This window comes from Agromyces sp. NPDC057679, from assembly GCF_042799635.1.
Taxonomy (GTDB): domain Bacteria; phylum Actinomycetota; class Actinomycetes; order Actinomycetales; family Microbacteriaceae; genus Agromyces.
This window is the reverse complement of the sequence record NZ_JBHVIK010000002.1, coordinates 718,277-734,382: the sequence shown is the minus strand read 5'-3', so window position 1 is coordinate 734,382 and position 16,106 is coordinate 718,277. Positions and strand designations below refer to the sequence as shown.

The window sequence follows — 16,106 nt, the reverse complement described above, 5'->3', positions numbered from 1 at the left end:
ACCGTGCGCGGGTCTGGACACTGAGCAAGCGGATCGCGGTATCAAGGACGCCTGTTCCTCTCCCGGGCCGAAACCGCTGCGGGTTCATTTCCGGGTCAGTGCGGCTACTTCAAAGGACCACACACACGCACACCTATTCCACCGAAGGATGGATGTTCTGGTTCAGGTGGAACACGTTCGCGGGATCGTACGTGACCTTCACCTGGGCCAGCAGCTCGAGGTACTCGGGCGCGTACGCACGGTGCACGCCAGCTGAGCCTTCATCCGAGAGCGCGTTGACATACGCGCCACTCGCGAACGACTCCATCGCAGCGGCGTACCGGCGTGCGCCCGCGATCCAGGACTCGTCGCTCGCCGGGTCAATCCACTTCGACGCACACACGAACTCGAACGCCGTATCCCTCCGCGAGAACGCAGTCTCCCCGGCCGCCACATCGGCGATCGCTCCCCCATACGCCTGCAGGCTCGCATTCGGCAGGTCGTCGCCGTCGCGGGCGAGCAACGCGTCGATTATGTCGTCGCTCAGATCGCTGAAGTAGTGACCCTTCCAGTAGCGGCGCCACTCGTGCGCCTCGAGGTCGTCTTCGCGGGTCTGCAGCTCGAGGTACGTCATCGGCACGATCACGCGCTCGAAACCGGCGTCGACCTCGGCGAGACTCGTCGCGAGCGCGGCCGCCGCGGCCTCGCCGTCGACCGGGTCGCCGACCCAGACGAAGCCGAGCGACAGTGTGCCGTCCGAGATGGTCGCGTTGTAGGTCGCGCGCCGGTCGGCTCGGTTGCTCTCGTCGCGCCAGCGACGCATCGCTGCAGCGCCGGATGCCACGGGGTAGAGGTACTCGACCGAGAGCACGTCGCCGGCCTCGGGGTGCAGCACCAACTCGAACTCGGTCACGACGCCGAAGTTGCCGCCGCCACCGCGGAGCGCCCAGAAGAGGTCGGGATGGTTGTCGCGGTCGACGCGCAGGATCTCGCCGTCGGCGGTCACAACCTCGAACGAGACGACGTTGTCACAGGTGAGGCCGTGCTGCCGGGCGAGCCAGCCCATGCCGCCGCCGAGCGCGAGGCCACCGACTCCGGTGTGCGACACGTTGCCTGCGGTCGTCGCGAGGCCGTGCGCCTGCGCCGCCCGGTCGAGTGCGCCGAGCAGCGCACCGCCCTGCACGCGAGCTCGGCGAGTCGAGGCATCCACCTCGACGGAACCCATCGGGCGCAGGTCGATCATCAGCCCGCCGTCGGGCACTGCGTGACCGACGATGCTGTGCCCGCCGCAGCGCACACCGATCTCGAGGTCGTTCGCCCGCGCGAAGCGGATCGCCTCGGCGACCTCCTCGGCGCTCGAGCAGGCGAAGATGTACCTGGGTCTGCGGTCGATCATCGCGTTCCAGACGCGCCGCGCGTCGTCGTAGCCGTCGTCACCTGGTTCGAGCGTCTTCATGCGATCTCCCCCGTTCGCTCCGCGCCCGAGGATGCCGCGGACGGGCGCCGGTGTCAAGGGCGAGCTCTGCGAGGAAGGGCTGGTAAAGACGCCGATCGACTTCGCGTTCAGCGGGCGCTCAAGGCGACGAGCCTGCGCGCCGCGGAATCACCCGGCGGCACGACCGCGTCGGTGGTCGAAGATTGGGAGCGGTCGGCGGCTGAGGCGAGCGATCTCGACGGGGCGGGCGACGGAGACTAGCTCTCTGCGTGCGTCCCGTGGCACAGGCCGACCGAACGACGTTGAATCGACGAACACCTGCGAATCCGTGGTTGCTCGTCCGCTACCTGCGGCCGCCTCCGTCGACACAACAACAACCGAGACAAAGTTGGCCTCACCCTCGGCCGAGCACTCCGCGGACATACTCCCTGAGCGCCGGATCGCAGACATAAACGTATGTTCCGCGCATACCCCTCGTGAGCAGCACCGAGTAGATGTTGACGATGAACTGCAGCATGTCGTCTACACCGTAGGTGAGGCCGAGCTTAGGGTTCGCCTCCTTGCCCTTCTTGTCGAAGTAGGAGTCGAGGTCGGCGACGACGCGGCCGGTCGCCGGGTCAAGGCGCAAGTCTGAGCCGATGATCACGCCGGCATAGTTCAGGTCGTAGCCCTGCAGGGTGTGGATCGACCCGACCTCTTCGAGCGCTCCCGGCGAGTTGACCCAGTCGGTCAGGGTGCTGTTCCACTGCAGTTCGACGCCATCGATCGAGATGTCTGCCGCCGAGGCATCCCTCTTGCTCTTCCACTCCCACGCGTAGCCGGCCGCCAGGCGCGCCAGCCCATGCTCTTCGTCGCGCGAGCGGACCGCCTCGTGCATCTGGCGGAGGTCCTCAAACAATCTCAGGTCGTAGCCGGTGAACTCGTGTGGTTCGGTGACTTCGGCCCGAAGCATCCGGCGAATGAAGTCGATGTAGTCGGCGCCGCCCGCGACGCGCATCTGCGAAGCGAGCGGGTAGAAGCGGCCCTGTTCCTTGACCTCCCTCACGAGGGGGCCGACGACCCGGCTGGGCAGGTCGGCCGGACGCACGCTCTGCGCCTCGTCGAGCAGTAGCACCTGATGGCGGCTCTTCGCACGGATCCAGTCGAGCTGCGTCTTCGTAAGGTCGTCGGCTCCGAACAGCTTCTCGTTGATCGCGGGGAACTTCTTGTTGAGCCCGCCTGACGCCTGGTTCGCACGCTGATTGAGCCGGTGCGCCTCGTCGACCACGAGAAGGTCGAACTCCCCATCGCGCTCACCGACCTCGAACGGCGTCAGCACCATCGCGCGCTCGAGCTGCGGCGTCTTCGCGAAGACCTTCTGCACCGACTTGCGCAGCGCCTGCTGCGGAATGACGATGCCGATCTTGAAGTCCTTCAGCTTCTCGACGTAGCCGGGCGTGAAGAAGTCGGAGAAGAGCGAGTCGTTCTCGGTGCGGTCGTCGAGATCGGCGTGCTCGATGTCGCGGAGCAACTTCATGAGAAAGATGCCCACGATCGTCTTGCCCGTGCCGGGGTCGCCCTGCACGACGATCGTCCCACGGCGCCCCGTGTCGAGGTCGTCGAACAGGCCCTCGAGAATCCCCTCCATGACGACCGCCTGCTCGGGGTTCAGGGCCTTGAACGGAGACAGCTTGAATAGGTCGTCGTTTTCGATGTCGGGGATATCGCGAGTGAACATTCCCGCGGCGCGAAGCTGCTCGAAGATCTCGTCGAACGTCGCGCGGTACCGCACCCGGTCGAAGTAGTCGGCGTTCGTGATGCCCTCGTTGCGGTTCACGACCGTGTACTTGCCGTCGCCCGCGAACAGCCGGATCAGGTATGACTCAAGGTCGAGGCACACCGACTTGTTGAACGTCTCGTCGATGACGATGCGCGCGGCCTGGAGATGATGCTTCGCGTCGGAATCAATGTGCTGGCGAAGCCGGCCGATCGCGTTCAGGGTCTCGCCGACGTAAATCTCGCGGTTGCTGCTTAGCGTGTACACGACCGGCCAGTTCGCGTGACGACCGTCGGGTTCGGCCCACGACTTAATCGCGGGCCTGGTGAACGGGAAGTGCTCGATCCTAAAGCTGGTCATACTTCGTGCTCCGCCCGCGGGACCGGTCGGCCGGGTACTTGCGCCGTGTCTGCTCGAGCTTGTCGAGCACAATCTGGTCGGCATCGACGCCGAGCTTGTCGGCGAGCAACAGGCAGTACGTCAGCACGTCGGCGAGTTCTTCGGTGACACGTTCGGCCGAGGCATCCGACCCCCATTGGAAGCACTCGAGGAGCTCAGCCGCCTCGATGCTGATGCTCTTCGCGAGGTTCTCGGGCGAGTGGAACTGCGCCCAATCTCGCTCGTCGACGAACGCCCTCAGCTCGCGCACTACCCGTTGATCGGCCACGGTCGGAGCGTACACCGCGGGCCGAAGGAACATGGCGACACTCACCTTGGCTCGGAATCACCATCCGACCGTGCGCCCGACTTCCCGACGATGTCAGCAAAGGCAGGCGCACCCGCGTTGTAGGAGACATTGGCCGTCGTGTACTCCTGGCGAGCACGGGTGATGCTGAGGTCGGCTACGAGCTTGGAGATCAAGTCGTCGTAGGCATGTCGGTATGCGGTCAGCGACTCGCCGGTGATGACTTCGGCATCCTGAATCGCGAAAAGCTCGTCCCACGTCGGCTTCCACGCGACATCTTGGCGAATCCAGCTCTGCCGACGGCGATACGCGCTACTCCGGATTCGAGCGTCGCGCCCCCAGTAACCGAACGTGGCAAAGCTGAGGTCCAGCAGCTTGCGGTACGCGTCAGAGACCTCCTTGCTGAACAGAGGCACCGCGACATGGAAGTTGGAGTCGAGCCGCCGCTTCAGTTCAACGATGTCGATCGGCGACTCATCACGCCAGCGACCAATGAATGTGATGTAGCACATGAGCCGATTCAGATCGGGCGCAAGCTGTTTGTAGTACTCGAACCTTGCTTCCTGCAGAAGCTTGCTTCTCGATTGCCTGTGCGCGATGACGAAACCGAATATTGCCACCACAATCGGAGTCGCAATGCCCCCGATCGCGATCAAAGCGTCGGTCCAGTTCGTTGCATCCATGTGTGTTCAGGTTCCGATCGCCCGCGTCACTTCATCGAACCTGTGAAGGTCGGGCGTTGATTCTTGACTGGCTTCCCGACCATCCACCAGCCAAGGGCGCCGAAGAGCGGCACGAGCATGACGGCGAGCATCCACACGGCCTTCGCCGTATCGTCGATCCGAGCACGGGCGACCTGCGCAGCCACGATGAAAAACAACAGCAGCCAAGCGATGCCAACGATGAGAAGCGTTCCACTCATGGCACGACCATATTGTGACCGCGATGTATCGGGGAGCTGGCCAGAGGCCCACGTTCGGGGGGCTTCCCGTCAGGGGTTAGTTCGACATGGCGCTTCGCGTCTGCTCGACCGGCTCAGGATGGGGATTTCGAGACGCTCCGACGTCGCTCCTCAACCCGCTCAACACCGTCAACTCGCTCAGCGGCGTGCTTCGTCACAAGGTACGACCCGGCCAGAACGAGCACGAACCCGACGATCGTCCACACGGTGACCCGCTCCCCCAGCACGACGACGCCCGCGATGATCGCGACGGCCGGGTTCACGTACGTGATCGTGGTCGCTTTGACCGGGCCGATCTCGGCGATGAGGCCGACCATGAGCAAGAAGGCGAGCGCGCTGCAGATCACCGCGAGCACGATCACAGAGACGATGACGGGCGGTGACGGCCACGCCATCGGCACGCCGCCGGTCAACAGCACGAACGGCACATAGGCGACGGCGGCACCTGCGAGCGAGACGGCGACGATGCCGATGCCGGGCAGGTCGGGCATCCAGCGTGCGAGGATCGCCGGGCCGAGCGCGTAGCCGACGACGACCACGGCCATCTGGGCAACCGCGAACAGGTCGGAGCCCGCGACATCCAAGCCGACGAGCGCGGCGACGCCGAGCATGCCGAGGGCGATGCCGATCCAGTTCGTGCCCGAGAGGCGCTCGGGGCGCCCCATGAGGAAGGCAATGGCGACGCCCGCGAGCGGCACGGCGGCGAGCAGCAGTCCGGCGGTCGAGCTCGGCAGTGTCTGCTCGGCCGAGCTCAGGAAGTACCAGGGCAGCACGATCTCGACGAGGGTGTACGCGAGCATCGGCTTCCAGCGGCGCAGCACCGGGCCGACCTCGTGGCGGAAGATCGCGAGCGGCAGCAGCAGGATCGCCGCGAGGCCCGAGCGCGCGAGCACGACCATGCCCGGGTCGAGCTCCGACACGGCGACCTTGATGAAGAGATATGGGATGCCCCAGGCGATTCCGAGCGCGATGAAGAGGAGCAGTCCGCGGCGAGTCACCTGATCATTCTGGCGCCGGGCGGGGGTCGGCGACCCCCGCCAGACCGTCGAATCAGCGCGAGATCGCGCCAACCTCGTTCGGCATTTCACACGCGAACGGGGGCTCACGCGACGGCACCGCCGACCAATACGGTCGGAGATCAAGCCGCTGCCCGAGCGGCCCGCCGACCGTGCAACGACGCAACGTCAGGAGTGCGAACCCACCGTGACCTCGACCCAGCCCGAAACGTCGACGCTCGCCGATCGCGCAGCCGCGGCATCTGTGATCACCGAATGCCTGCGTGCGCAGATGGTCGCTCCGCCCCGTTCCGCGGCGGCACGACTCTTCGGGCGCACGCCGCTGAGCGCCGAATCTGAACCCTGGTACCTCGGCGCGCTCGGCGAACTCGACGTCGCCCGGCGACTCGAGGCGCTCGGGCCCGCGTGGCGGGTGTTCCACTCGGTGCCCGTCGGTCGCGGATCGAGCGACATCGACCACGTCGTCATCGGCCCGCCCGGTGTCTTCACGATCAACACGAAGCACCACGAGGGCCGCGACATCTGGATCGGCTCGAAGCGCCTGCTCGTCAACGGACAGCGCACCGACCACCTGCGCAGCGCGAGCTTCGAGGCGAAGCGGGCGTCGCAACGCCTGTCGGTCGCGGCGCACGCGCTTATCGACGTCGCGCCGGTCATCGTGATCGTCGGCGCCCGCCGCATCACGGTGCGCGAGCGCCCAGCGACGATCTTCGTGCTGCGCGAGCGCGATCTGGTCAGATGGTTGTGCACACTCCCGGCGGTGGTGCCGCCCGATGCGATCGAGCGACTTGCGGATGCCGCGTCGAGACCATCGACCTGGCACGATGCGCCGGCGCTGGAACCCGCCGACGTCGCGGCGTTCGACAGGCTGCGTCGCGAGGTCGACGGTGCCCGCACGCGTCGCCGAGGGTGGGCGATCGCCGCTCTGCTCGCGGTCCTCGCCGCCCTGCCGTTCGCGGCACTCGCGGCGTGGGCGTCGGTGATGTCGGCCCTGACCTGAACCTCAGGCTCGCGCGCAGCCGCACGCTGTCCTTGGTGCGCGACGTGCCTTCGCGCACCCGCGCTCGTACCATCGAGGTATGAGCGACCCGATGCGGGTGCCCGCCGGGTGGTACGAAGACGGGTCCGGCGCACGGCGGTACTGGGACGGCGCCGCCTGGACGCAGTACGTCGCGGCGGGTTCGGAGACCGCGCCGACGGCGCAACTCGACGCCGAGCCAGCGACCGTGACGGCCGTGACCGCGGTGCTGCCGACCGGCGACGACAGCCCGACGATTCCGTTCGTCTGGGGTTCGCAGGGGCAAGATGCCGCGGGTTGGGGTTCCACGCCCACTGTGCCCGTCGCGGCGACCGCCACGAACCCCGATGCAGCGACTCAGGAATACGGTGCCGTTCCCCTGACACCCCTGCCGGGGCATCCGTTCACCGAACCCTCGAAGCCCGGCCAGAACTTCGTGGGCATCATCGCCCTCGTCGCTGCGGTCGTGGGGCTCGCGCTCGCATTCACCCCCGCCGTGAGCGGGCTCATGTGGGTCGTCGTGTCCGCCGCGTTCGTGCTCTCCCTGATCGGCCTGTTTCTGCGCGCCGCGAAGTGGCCGGCGGTCATCGGGCTCGTCGTGTCCATCATCGCCGCGATCGTCGGGCTCGTGATGCTCGTTACGGCGCTGATCGGGTCGCTCGGCACCGTGTTCGGCGGAATCGAGGATCCGCTTCCCGATGCGCCCTCGCTTCCACAACCCGCGCCCGACGACCCAGGCACGGAGCCCGCACCCGAGCAGCTCGAGATCCCCGGGCAGGTCGACCTCGCCTTCGGCGAGACGATGACCTGGGACGACGGTGTCGCGCTCACCGTCTCGGCACCCGAGCCGTACGCGCCGAGCGATCTCGCGGTCGGTGCGACGCGGGCGAACAGCGTCGTGTTCACCCTCACGATCACCAATGGCTCGACGCAGGACGTGGCGCTCCTGCCCCTGCCGACCGTCACTGCGGGCGATCAGGAGGTGAGCCAGATCTTCGACGTCGGCAGCGACGTCTTCGCAACGGGCGATGACGTCGGCTTTCCTCCGGCCGAGACGCTCGAGCCGGGCGCATCGGTCAGTTGGCGGGCCGCCTGGTCGATCGACGACCCGACTTCGCTCACGCTCGAAGCGGCGCCGAGCTTCCTCTACCCAGCCGTGGTCTTCACGAACACGCCGTAACCGGAGTCACGAGACCGCCGACATCGCCCCGCGGCCGAGTCCGTGGTGTCGGGATGCCTCGATGTCGCGCCGCGCCAAGAACAGGGCCTCGCTCGCGAGGAACGCGGCACGCCGGGCCATGGCCACCACCTGCGCCTGGTGATCCTGGTCGGTCACGGAGACAGTCACCGCGGGGCTGCTGAGGTAGTGGCCGAGGTCGATGCGGATGCGCTCGGACTCGGCCAGCGCCTTCATGGCCTCGGCGCCGATGCGGCCCGGATTGCGGGCGATCGCGTCGCGGGCGACGTCGAGCTTCCGGTCGGCGGCCTCGATTGCCGGGCTCACCTGGTCGACGGGCGGGCTCGGCATCATCGCGCGCTCGCGGGCCGCCGCCATCGCCGACTCCAACGCCGCGTGCGCCGTGCGCATCCGGCTCAGGTGGGCGAACGGGTCGGTGTTGACGCCGGGCGGGAGGCCCGCGAGGGCTGCCCGCAGTTCGCCGATCGCGGTCGCGACGCCGCGTGAGGGCGGCGCCTCGAGCGCCACGGCGAGGTGCCGACGAGACTCCTCGACGATCGCAGCCAGGGCGGATTCGGCGCGCAGCGCTTCGACCTCGAAGATCTCCACGGCGTCGAGGATCGCGGCGACGCGACGCACAGCTTGAGCGGATGCCTCGAGCGCGGCCTGCGCCTGATCACGCGCCCCCGCCGCGCGACGTCGCTCGGCCACCCGCAGGCTGTGCTCCGCGAAGTCGAGGAGTTGCTCGGCCTCGGCGGCATCGGCCTCGACCGTGATGAGCGCCTCCCGCGCATAGCGGGCGGCGAGGCATCCGATCGCTTCTTCGACGAGCGGGACGCGAGCGCGCTGACGCTCGATCTCGGCTCGCAGACCGGCGATGAACTCGGGTTCGCGCCGGGCGTGAGCGATCCGCTCGGTGATCGCGGCGAGCTGCTCATCGAGCAGGTCCTCCGCCGATTCGCACAGCTGCACGATGCGCTCGTATCGGGCACGCACCTCGTCGGCCGTGCCGGGCATCGCATCGTGATTGAGCCGGTTCAGGAGGAACGCGGTGCTCAGGTGTCCGCGCGCGTCGGCGAGCGTCTCGCTCAGCCGCTGGATCGCACCGGCCCCCAGCTCGGCCTCGGCGAAGCCGAGCTCGTCGGCGGCGACGCGGATGCGCTCATCAGCGGCGAACAGGGCCGCCCCGGCCCGCTTCGCCAGATCGGCGTCGTGTGCCTCGAGTTGGTGCGCGCCGAGTCGGCGCCTGACCCGGAACCCGGTCATGCTGCGATTTTACGATCGGCGCGCGGAACCCGCTACGGGAATGTCGGGTTCGTGGCGGCGGCCGCGACGCGGGAGGAGAATGCGGGAGTCGGCCGCGCGCGTCCTCCCACCCGCTCCGGCCGTGCCCCGATCGCGGAGGTCGAGATGACGACCACACCACCCGAGCACGGCCCGACCGCGCCGGACCCTGAGCCGGGCCCCGAGCCGCACGAGCCGCCCGCCCCGCCGCCTCGGCCCGGCATCCACATCACGGCGCTCATCGTGTGGCTCACGATCTTCCCGCTCGTCGCCATCATCGGCGTGCTGTCCGAACCACTGCTGACGGGCTGGCACCCGGTGCTGCGGGCACTCGTGATCACCCTCATCGTCGTTCCGATCGCCTCGTACTGGGTCATGCCGGCGATGTTCCGGGGGTACGCGGTTCTCGCGCGCAACCGGGCGGCGCGGCGGGCCGTCAAGCGGGAGCCGTAGGCGGGGCCGCGCGGCGCGCGGGTCTCGATACGCTTCGCTACTCGACCGGCCGAGGTCAGTCGAAGAAGCCGTCGAGGATGCTGCCGATGACGAGGCCGCCGAGGATGCCTCCCATGACATCGGAGCTCCCGCTGCCGCGCCGACCGCCGCCCCAGCCGGGGTCGCCCCACTGGCCGGGGCCGCCCTGCGGGCGGGACGAGTCGATGTCGCGCTGGGCGAGCTGCAGCGCCGCGGCGGCGAGCTGTGCGACGCGGCGGGCCATGGCCATCGCCTGCTCGCGGTGGTCCTCGTCGATGACGGTGACGGCGGCTGCGGGCGCGCCGAGGAAGTGGTCGAGGTCGGCCCGGATGCGCTCGGACTCGGCCAGGCGGGTGCGGGCGTCGGCGCCGATCCAGCCGCGGTGGCCGGCGATGACGTCGCGGGCGATCGCGAGCTGCCGGTCGGCGTCGTCGATCGCGTTGTGCACGTGCTCGAGTGGAGGAATCGGGCGGGCCGCGCGTTCGCGAGCTGCTGCGATCGCGGCATCCAGACCGGCGTTCGCCTCACGCAGGCGATTCAGTTGGCTGAACGGGTCGGTGTTGACGCCCGCCGCGGGAAGCGCGGCGAGCGCCCCCTGCAGGGTCGCGATCGCGGTCGTGACGCCGGGCGTCGCGGGCTCCTTCATGGCGACCACGATGTCGGCGCGCGAGTCGTCGACGATCGCGGCGAGGGTCGCCTCGGCGCGCAGCGCCTCGATCTCGAACGTCTCCACGGCGTCGAGCAGTGCGGCCGCGCGACGAACCGATTCGGTCGCCGCCTCGAGTGCGAGGTTGGCCTGCTCGCGCTGGCCCGCCTCACGGCGCCGCTCGGCCACGGAGGAACCGTGTTCGGCGAAGCCGAGCAGCTGCTCGGCCTCGGCCGGGTTGGCCTCGACCTGCGCGAGCGCCTCGCGCGAGTAGCGGGCGGCGAGCCGCGCGATGGTCTCGCGCGCGTGCGGGATGCGCGCGCGCAGACGTTCGGCATCGGCACGCACGCCCGCGATGATCTCGGGAGCCCGGCGCGCACGCGCGATCTTGTCGGCGAGCGCTGCGGTGCGCTCGTCGAGCACGTCTTCGGCCCACTCGCAGAGCTGCACAATGCGTGCGTTGCGCGTGCGCAGCTCGTCGGCGGTGTCGGGGATCTCGTCGTAGTTCAGCTGGTTCAGCCGGAACGCCTCGCCGAGATGCTCGCGCACCGCGGCGAGCCCCTCGCTCAGCTCGGCGGTCGCCTCGTGCCCGAGTTCGGCATCGGCGAAGGCGAGCTCATCGGTGGTGACGCGCACCCGCTCGTCTGCGGCGACCAGCGCGCTGCCAGCCCGCTTCGCCAGATCTGCGTCCTGAGCCTGCAGTTCCAGATTTTCGCGCTTGCGCTTGCCCCAGAATCCAGCCATGCCGTTGATCTTACGGGCGCTGCGTGAAGGGTGCTGGGGGCGTGGGTCTTCGCGCCAGCTGACCCGCCCAACGCTGTGCCGCGTCGTGTCATGCGGGAACGCTGCACGAGCCGTCAGCGCTCAGCGGCATGTCTCCTTGGCGGGGGCGACCACATGACCACACCTCGCCCGACCACACGACCACTTGACCACACCCCCGTCGAAGGGATGCCTCCGCCCCAGCGATGCGAGCCACACGGTGTCGTGTCCAGGTGGCGGAGGCCTCCTAGAGCACCGGCACCCGCCGCTCGTGCTCGTCGAGCACGGAGACCTGCGACGCCGTCGCGCGGAAGAGACGGAACGGCGCCGACCCGGTCACGTCGGCCCGAGTCCAGCTGCGCAGACCCTGCGCGACCGATCGCCCGTCGTACACGGCGAGCGCGGCATCGAGCTCGGCGTCGGGCACGATGTCGGCGACGCCCTCGACGTAGACGGCGATCGCGCTGCCGACGGCGACCGTCGAGTCGAAGACGGCCAGCGCGACCTCCGGGCGGGCGGCGATGTTCTGCGAGTGGCGGGTCTCGAGGCGCGAGACCCAGAAGTACACGCGCAGCTCGTCTTCGGCGAACCACACCGGCGTCGCCCACGGGCGTCCGTCAGCGTCGGCGGTGGCGAGGGTCAGGTAGGTGTTCGCGTCGATGACGCGGCGGGCGGCTTCGAGCGGTGCGGCGTTCACGGCGTCGGTGGGCATGTTCATGGGTATCAGCTCCTCGGGCCTGCCGTAAGGGGTGCGCTCGTGGTCTCGATACGGCGCCGCGCGCCTACTCGACCGACGCGGCGAAGAACTCGCTCACGCGAACTGCGGCTCCGCCGAGGCATCCACGTCTTCGACCTCAGTCGACTCCGCGACATCCAGCGGGTGCTCGAGCTCGTCGCGGCGCATACGAGCCGCGACGATCGCGACGACGCCGATCACGAGCGGAGCGATGCCGGCGATGAGGAAGACGACGGGCAGTCCGACGAGCTCGCCCGCGGGCCCGGCGATCGCCATCGACACCGGCATGAACGCGAGCGAGACGAAGAAGTCGAGGCTCGAGACGCGTCCGAGCATCTCCGGCGGAACCCGGCGCTGCAGCAGCGTGCCCCAGATCACGACGCCGCCGTTGAACGCGGCGCCGACGGCGAACGCGGCGAGCGCCATCACCCACAGCTGGTCGGTCAGTCCGAAGACGGCGAGCGGGAGGCAACCGAGGCCCCACAGCACCACGATCGCGGTCAGGTACCGGCGCGGCAGCCTCATGGACGCCACGACCATCGACCCGACCGCGCCGCCGACGCCGAACGCGGCGAGCACGAGCGCGTGACCCTCGGGGCCGGCGCCCGCGACATCCTTGATGACGAACGGAACCAGCACCTCGAACGGCCCCATGATGAGCAGGATCAGCAGCGACGCGAACGACAGGGTGCCGAGCAGCCACGGCGTGCGGACCATGTAGGCGAATCCGTCGCGCACGTCGACGAGCAGGGCCACCGCCGGATGCCCCGTTCCGCTCGCCGGCTCGCGGCGCAGGGGCTGCTCTGGAACCCGCCGCAGGCACACCGCCGCGACCACTCCCGTGAGCGCGGCCACCGCGAGCGCCGCACCGGGCGACGAGATCGCGATGAGCGCGCTCGCAAGCGCCGGGCCGCCGGCCTGCATGAGCACCGGGCGGGCCATGCCCTCGAAGCCGTTGGCGGCGAGCAGCTCGTCCTCGGGCACGACGCTCGGCAGCAGCGCCGAGTAGGCCGGGTAGTAGAGGCCGGCCATCACACCGCCGACGAAGGCGACGACGGCCAGGTGCCAGACGTCGAGGGCTCCGGCGAGCGCGAGCAGGGCGACCGCCCCGACGCTCGCGGCACGCACGACCTCGACCGTGATGAGGATGCGTCGCTGCGGAATGCGATCGGCGAGTGCGCCGCCGAGGAGCGTGGTCAGCAGCATCCCGATCGCTGACGCCCCGGCGACGAGCGACAGCTCGGCCGCTCCCCCGCCGATCGCGACGATCTGCCAGACGAGGGCGACCATCCAGATGCCCGCGCCGACCATCGACGCGACGAGTGCGGCGGCGAGCCACCGGTAGGCGGGGTTGCGCAGGGGGCGGAGGGCCCGAGGTGCGGTCATGATCGTGCTCCTTGCCGAGTTCGGATGCTTCGTGAAGCAGGTGCTTCTACTCATGCGTCGAACGGGGATCGGCGCGATCGACACGGCGGCCGCCGTCAGCAGGAATCGACGTGGTCGACCCCGCTCATGACCGGTGAGACGGGCTTTCGCTACGGCGCTCCCGGGAGGCTCTCACAGGCGAGGAGATCGTTGTCGGCGTCGAGGCGGGCGATGTCTCCGTAGTGCGGGTAGTACCGGTTGAACCAGTCCTGCGCTGCACGCCACGTGAGGAAGTCCCCGCAGTCGACGTCAGCGGGTACCGGCGGCTTCGAGGGAGGCTGCGGCGTCGGTGCGGTCGGCGTGGAGCAGACGGTGAGCGACCCGACAGCGTTCGAGATGACGCCGGTGCCGCCGAGCAGCACGATTGTCGACGGATCGAGGGCGAGGATCTGATCACGCACGACCTTCGGAACGCACGTGCGCTGGACGAGGAACAGCGGCGCGTCCGTCGCGCCGGCGAGCGCCCCACCCGAGAGGGCGTCGGCATACCCTGTGCCGACCGCGAGATAGACGGTGCTTGCGCTGGGGAAGACCGCCTTGTTGATCGCGACCGCAGTCGAGTAGCGGTCGGGTCCGGCGTGCCGGTTCACCGTGAAGAGACCCTGCAACGACGACTGGCTGCCGGAGCTGACCGCTCCCGTGCCGCCGGCGATCCGCACTCGGCTGGTGCCGACAGCCTTGAGCGCATCCCGCGTCGCGGAGTCGACTGCACCGCGCGTGCCGTCGAGAAGCACCACCGGTCCACCCTGCTTCGCTGCGGCGGCGGATGCTGACAGGGCATCCGGGAAGTCCCGTCCGGTCGCGACGAACGACGTCCCGCTCCGGGCGGGCGAGGCCTTCGCGAGCGCGCGGCTGGTCTGGTAGCGGTCGGCACCGGCGATCCGATCGACCGGCGCGATCGTCGCGAGCTTCTTCGCGACAGCGTTGCTCACGACCCCCGTGCCGCCCGCGATGATGATGCGCTTCGGCTTCAGCCGGGTGAGTTGATTCCACACCGACGACGAGATCTCGGACTTCGCGACGAGCAGGAGCGGACTGTCCTGATACCCAGCGAGGCCCGATGCCGAGAGGGCGTCGGGATAGTTCGCTCCCGAGGCCACGTAGACGGCCGGGACGCCGGGCTTGAACCGCGTCGCGATTGCAGCGGACGTCGCGTATCGGTCGGCGCCGGCGAGCCGGTGCACACCGGCGGGCAGCGGGTTCACACCGCCCGAAGGAGTGGGCGTCGGGGTCGGCGTGGGCGTCGGCGTCGGCGTGACCGGCGGCGTGGGCGTCGGGACGTCCGAGCGAACTGGGGGCACGATCATCGTCATCCCGCCGCAGTACGAATCGAGGAGCCCCTGCGTCGCGGTCTTCTCGGCTGAGTCGATCGAGAGATTCCAGCGGTATTTGACCTCGATCCACGCGATCGCGTAGTCGCACCGAACGACGGTGTTGGCCGGCACCCACTTGGCGGGGTCGCTGTCGGACTTGGCCTGGTTCGTCGCGGAGGTCACCATCCGAAGCGCCGAGTCGATGACGAGATCGTTGGCAAAGTCCGCGCGCTGTTCGTTCGTCCACGCGTGCGCGCCCGAGACCCACGCCTCCTTCAGGGCGACCACATGATCCATCTCGAGGAGCGTCGGATCGGTCACGATCGAGTTGTCGTAGGACGAAAGCCATTCACCGCTCTCGACCGTGCAGACTCCCGACACGGTCGCAGGCACTCGGCTCTCGGCGATGAGCACTTCCTGACGGGTTCGGCAGCCGTCGCCATCGGCATCAAGTCCCTCGGCGAAGAGGTCGCGGTTGTACTGCACGGTCGCCGGTGCGAGCACGGTCAGTTCTTCGAGCAGCGTTGCCGGCAGCACGGTGTCGCCGGGGGCCGCAGCCACTGCCGAGATGGGTGCGAGCGCGCCCGCGAGGGCGACTGCAGGCGCGGCGATGAGGGCGATGACGAGACGGTTCAATTCCACTCCAGGCACGACGAGGCAGAACCCTCAACGGTAGCCACGGCCGCAGCCCGAAACCCCGCGAAGCCCCCGGATTGGGGGCGCGGTCGGCAGTCTTTCACCCCCGGACTGGGGCGGAGTCTCAGCCCGACGCCGAGTTGGGCCATTCGCTCGTGAGCAGCAGACCACATGACCACACGACCACACCTCGCGCGACCACATGACCACACGACCACACGCGCCCGCGGGGAACACCCGGCCGCGGCCGCGGCCGCGCAAGATCCCCACGCGCGGGGCGAAGCGGTGTCGCCGAGCCCCTCGATCACGTACGCGAGCCGAGCCACCGGGTCGACCCACCGCGCACCTAGACTCCCTCCATGAGCACCCGTCGCGACCGCAACCGTCGGTTGCGCAGGCGACTCCGCCCCGAGAGCACGCGCCCCGCTGTCGTCGTCGTGAGCACGATCCTGATGCTCGTCTGCCTCGGCGTCGCGATCGCCTGCGGTTGGCTGCTCGTCGACGCGGTGGTTCAGCAGATCGGGCCCTTCGAGACCGTGGGTCGCGCGCGACCGACTCCGGCGTGGTTCGCCTGGATCGGCTTCGCCCTCGGCGGCGCCTGCGCCGGGCAGATCGCCTTCGAGAACGCGGCGTACCTCGTGCGGGTCATCCGCAAGACGCCGAAACTCGTTCCGGTGCCGCGAGACTCGTAGCGCCGCAGCAGCGCGGCGGGTATCACGCCCTCGAATGTGGGCCACACCGCCACATGGCCAACACCCGACGCGACCACATGGCCACTCCGCCACACGCGTGCGAGAGGAATACCT

At 69.0% G+C, this 16,106-nt stretch carries 15 protein-coding genes; 4 read left to right on the top strand and 11 right to left on the bottom strand.

The genetic code is table 11. The annotated features are described in order from the left end of the window. Positions 1 to 133 precede the first annotated feature (133 nt). The 6 genes from ACFVAJ_RS10315 to ACFVAJ_RS10290 all read right to left on the bottom strand — a co-directional run bounded on the left by ACFVAJ_RS10315 (position 134) and on the right by ACFVAJ_RS10290 (position 5,814). Positions 134 to 1,435: an FAD-binding oxidoreductase gene (locus tag ACFVAJ_RS10315; RefSeq protein WP_376943767.1), complete on the bottom strand. Its 1,302-nt coding sequence runs from the start codon at positions 1,433 to 1,435 to the stop codon at positions 134 to 136. 373 nt (positions 1,436 to 1,808) lie between these two features. Further along, positions 1,809 to 3,530: a DNA/RNA helicase domain-containing protein gene (locus ACFVAJ_RS10310; protein ID WP_376943765.1), complete on the bottom strand. Its 1,722-nt coding sequence runs from the start codon at positions 3,528 to 3,530 to the stop codon at positions 1,809 to 1,811. Then, positions 3,517 to 3,837 (bottom strand): nucleotide pyrophosphohydrolase, encoded by a 321-nt coding sequence (locus ACFVAJ_RS10305; protein ID WP_376943763.1) that lies wholly within the window; start codon positions 3,835 to 3,837, stop codon positions 3,517 to 3,519. The genes ACFVAJ_RS10310 and ACFVAJ_RS10305 overlap by 14 nt, the downstream gene beginning before the upstream one ends. Before the next feature lie 41 nt (positions 3,838 to 3,878). Continuing rightward, positions 3,879 to 4,538, bottom strand: a complete 660-nt coding sequence (locus tag ACFVAJ_RS10300; RefSeq protein ID WP_376943761.1) for a hypothetical protein — start codon at positions 4,536 to 4,538, stop codon at positions 3,879 to 3,881. 26 nt (positions 4,539 to 4,564) lie between these two features. After that, positions 4,565 to 4,777 carry a PLD nuclease N-terminal domain-containing protein gene (locus ACFVAJ_RS10295; protein WP_376943759.1) on the bottom strand — a complete coding sequence of 71 codons (213 nt, stop codon included), beginning with the start codon at positions 4,775 to 4,777 and terminating at the stop codon, positions 4,565 to 4,567. Between the two features lie 113 nt (positions 4,778 to 4,890). After that, entirely contained in the window at positions 4,891 to 5,814 is a 924-nt protein-coding gene (locus ACFVAJ_RS10290; protein ID WP_376943757.1) for a DMT family transporter, read from the bottom strand. Positions 5,815 to 6,019: 205 nt separating this feature from the next. Here ACFVAJ_RS10290 and ACFVAJ_RS10285 point away from each other — a divergent pair, with 205 nt between their 5' ends. Together ACFVAJ_RS10285 and ACFVAJ_RS10280 are read left to right on the top strand one after the other, a co-directional pair. Then, a complete protein-coding gene (locus ACFVAJ_RS10285) occupies positions 6,020 to 6,832 on the top strand; it encodes a nuclease-related domain-containing protein (RefSeq protein ID WP_376943755.1) in 813 nt (270 codons plus the stop codon). Between the two features lie 79 nt (positions 6,833 to 6,911). Continuing rightward, complete coding sequence (locus ACFVAJ_RS10280) at positions 6,912 to 8,030, top strand: DUF2510 domain-containing protein (RefSeq protein WP_376943753.1); 1,119 nt, start codon at positions 6,912 to 6,914, stop codon at positions 8,028 to 8,030. Positions 8,031 to 8,036: 6 nt separating this feature from the next. Here ACFVAJ_RS10280 and ACFVAJ_RS10275 read toward each other — a convergent pair whose 3' ends face one another. Next, complete coding sequence (locus ACFVAJ_RS10275) at positions 8,037 to 9,293, bottom strand: hypothetical protein (protein WP_376943751.1); 1,257 nt, start codon at positions 9,291 to 9,293, stop codon at positions 8,037 to 8,039. Between the two features lie 144 nt (positions 9,294 to 9,437). On the opposite strand from ACFVAJ_RS10275, the gene ACFVAJ_RS10270 reads away from it, so the two are divergent. Next, a complete protein-coding gene (locus tag ACFVAJ_RS10270; protein WP_376943749.1) occupies positions 9,438 to 9,764 on the top strand; it encodes a hypothetical protein in 327 nt (108 codons plus the stop codon). A 55-nt stretch (positions 9,765 to 9,819) separates the two neighbouring features. Here ACFVAJ_RS10270 and ACFVAJ_RS10265 read toward each other — a convergent pair whose 3' ends face one another. The 4 genes from ACFVAJ_RS10265 to ACFVAJ_RS10250 form a co-directional block, all read right to left on the bottom strand. Next, positions 9,820 to 11,172: a hypothetical protein gene (locus ACFVAJ_RS10265; RefSeq protein WP_376943747.1), complete on the bottom strand. Its 1,353-nt coding sequence runs from the start codon at positions 11,170 to 11,172 to the stop codon at positions 9,820 to 9,822. Positions 11,173 to 11,437: 265 nt separating this feature from the next. Next, a complete protein-coding gene (locus tag ACFVAJ_RS10260) occupies positions 11,438 to 11,908 on the bottom strand; it encodes a pyridoxamine 5'-phosphate oxidase family protein (protein WP_376943746.1) in 471 nt (156 codons plus the stop codon). A gap of 93 nt (positions 11,909 to 12,001) precedes the next feature. Continuing rightward, positions 12,002 to 13,366 carry an MFS transporter gene (locus ACFVAJ_RS10255; protein ID WP_376943744.1) on the bottom strand — a complete coding sequence of 455 codons (1,365 nt, stop codon included), beginning with the start codon at positions 13,364 to 13,366 and terminating at the stop codon, positions 12,002 to 12,004. 95 nt (positions 13,367 to 13,461) lie between these two features. Then, positions 13,462 to 15,300 (bottom strand): cell wall-binding repeat-containing protein, encoded by a 1,839-nt coding sequence (locus ACFVAJ_RS10250; RefSeq protein WP_376943742.1) that lies wholly within the window; start codon positions 15,298 to 15,300, stop codon positions 13,462 to 13,464. 359 nt (positions 15,301 to 15,659) lie between these two features. On the opposite strand from ACFVAJ_RS10250, the gene ACFVAJ_RS10245 reads away from it, so the two are divergent. Beyond that, a complete protein-coding gene (locus ACFVAJ_RS10245; protein WP_376943740.1) occupies positions 15,660 to 15,992 on the top strand; it encodes a hypothetical protein in 333 nt (110 codons plus the stop codon). Positions 15,993 to 16,106: the final 114 nt, after the last annotated feature.

Excerpts from the sequence above, each read along its gene's own strand:
- ACFVAJ_RS10315 (WP_376943767.1), bottom strand. The coding sequence starts at position 1,435 with ATGAAGACGCTCGAACCAGGTGACGACGGCTACGACGACGCGCGGCGC.
- ACFVAJ_RS10310 (WP_376943765.1), bottom strand. The coding sequence starts at position 3,530 with ATGACCAGCTTTAGGATCGAGCACTTCCCGTTCACCAGGCCCGCGATT.
- ACFVAJ_RS10300 (WP_376943761.1), bottom strand. The coding sequence starts at position 4,538 with ATGGATGCAACGAACTGGACCGACGCTTTGATCGCGATCGGGGGCATT.
- ACFVAJ_RS10295 (WP_376943759.1), bottom strand. The coding sequence starts at position 4,777 with ATGAGTGGAACGCTTCTCATCGTTGGCATCGCTTGGCTGCTGTTGTTT.
- ACFVAJ_RS10280 (WP_376943753.1), top strand. The coding sequence starts at position 6,912 with ATGAGCGACCCGATGCGGGTGCCCGCCGGGTGGTACGAAGACGGGTCC.
- ACFVAJ_RS10275 (WP_376943751.1), bottom strand. The coding sequence starts at position 9,293 with ATGACCGGGTTCCGGGTCAGGCGCCGACTCGGCGCGCACCAACTCGAG.
- ACFVAJ_RS10270 (WP_376943749.1), top strand. The coding sequence starts at position 9,438 with ATGACGACCACACCACCCGAGCACGGCCCGACCGCGCCGGACCCTGAG.
- ACFVAJ_RS10265 (WP_376943747.1), bottom strand. The coding sequence starts at position 11,172 with ATGGCTGGATTCTGGGGCAAGCGCAAGCGCGAAAATCTGGAACTGCAG.
- ACFVAJ_RS10260 (WP_376943746.1), bottom strand. The coding sequence starts at position 11,908 with ATGAACATGCCCACCGACGCCGTGAACGCCGCACCGCTCGAAGCCGCC.
- ACFVAJ_RS10255 (WP_376943744.1), bottom strand. The coding sequence starts at position 13,366 with ATGAGTAGAAGCACCTGCTTCACGAAGCATCCGAACTCGGCAAGGAGC.
- ACFVAJ_RS10245 (WP_376943740.1), top strand. The coding sequence starts at position 15,660 with ATGAGCACCCGTCGCGACCGCAACCGTCGGTTGCGCAGGCGACTCCGC.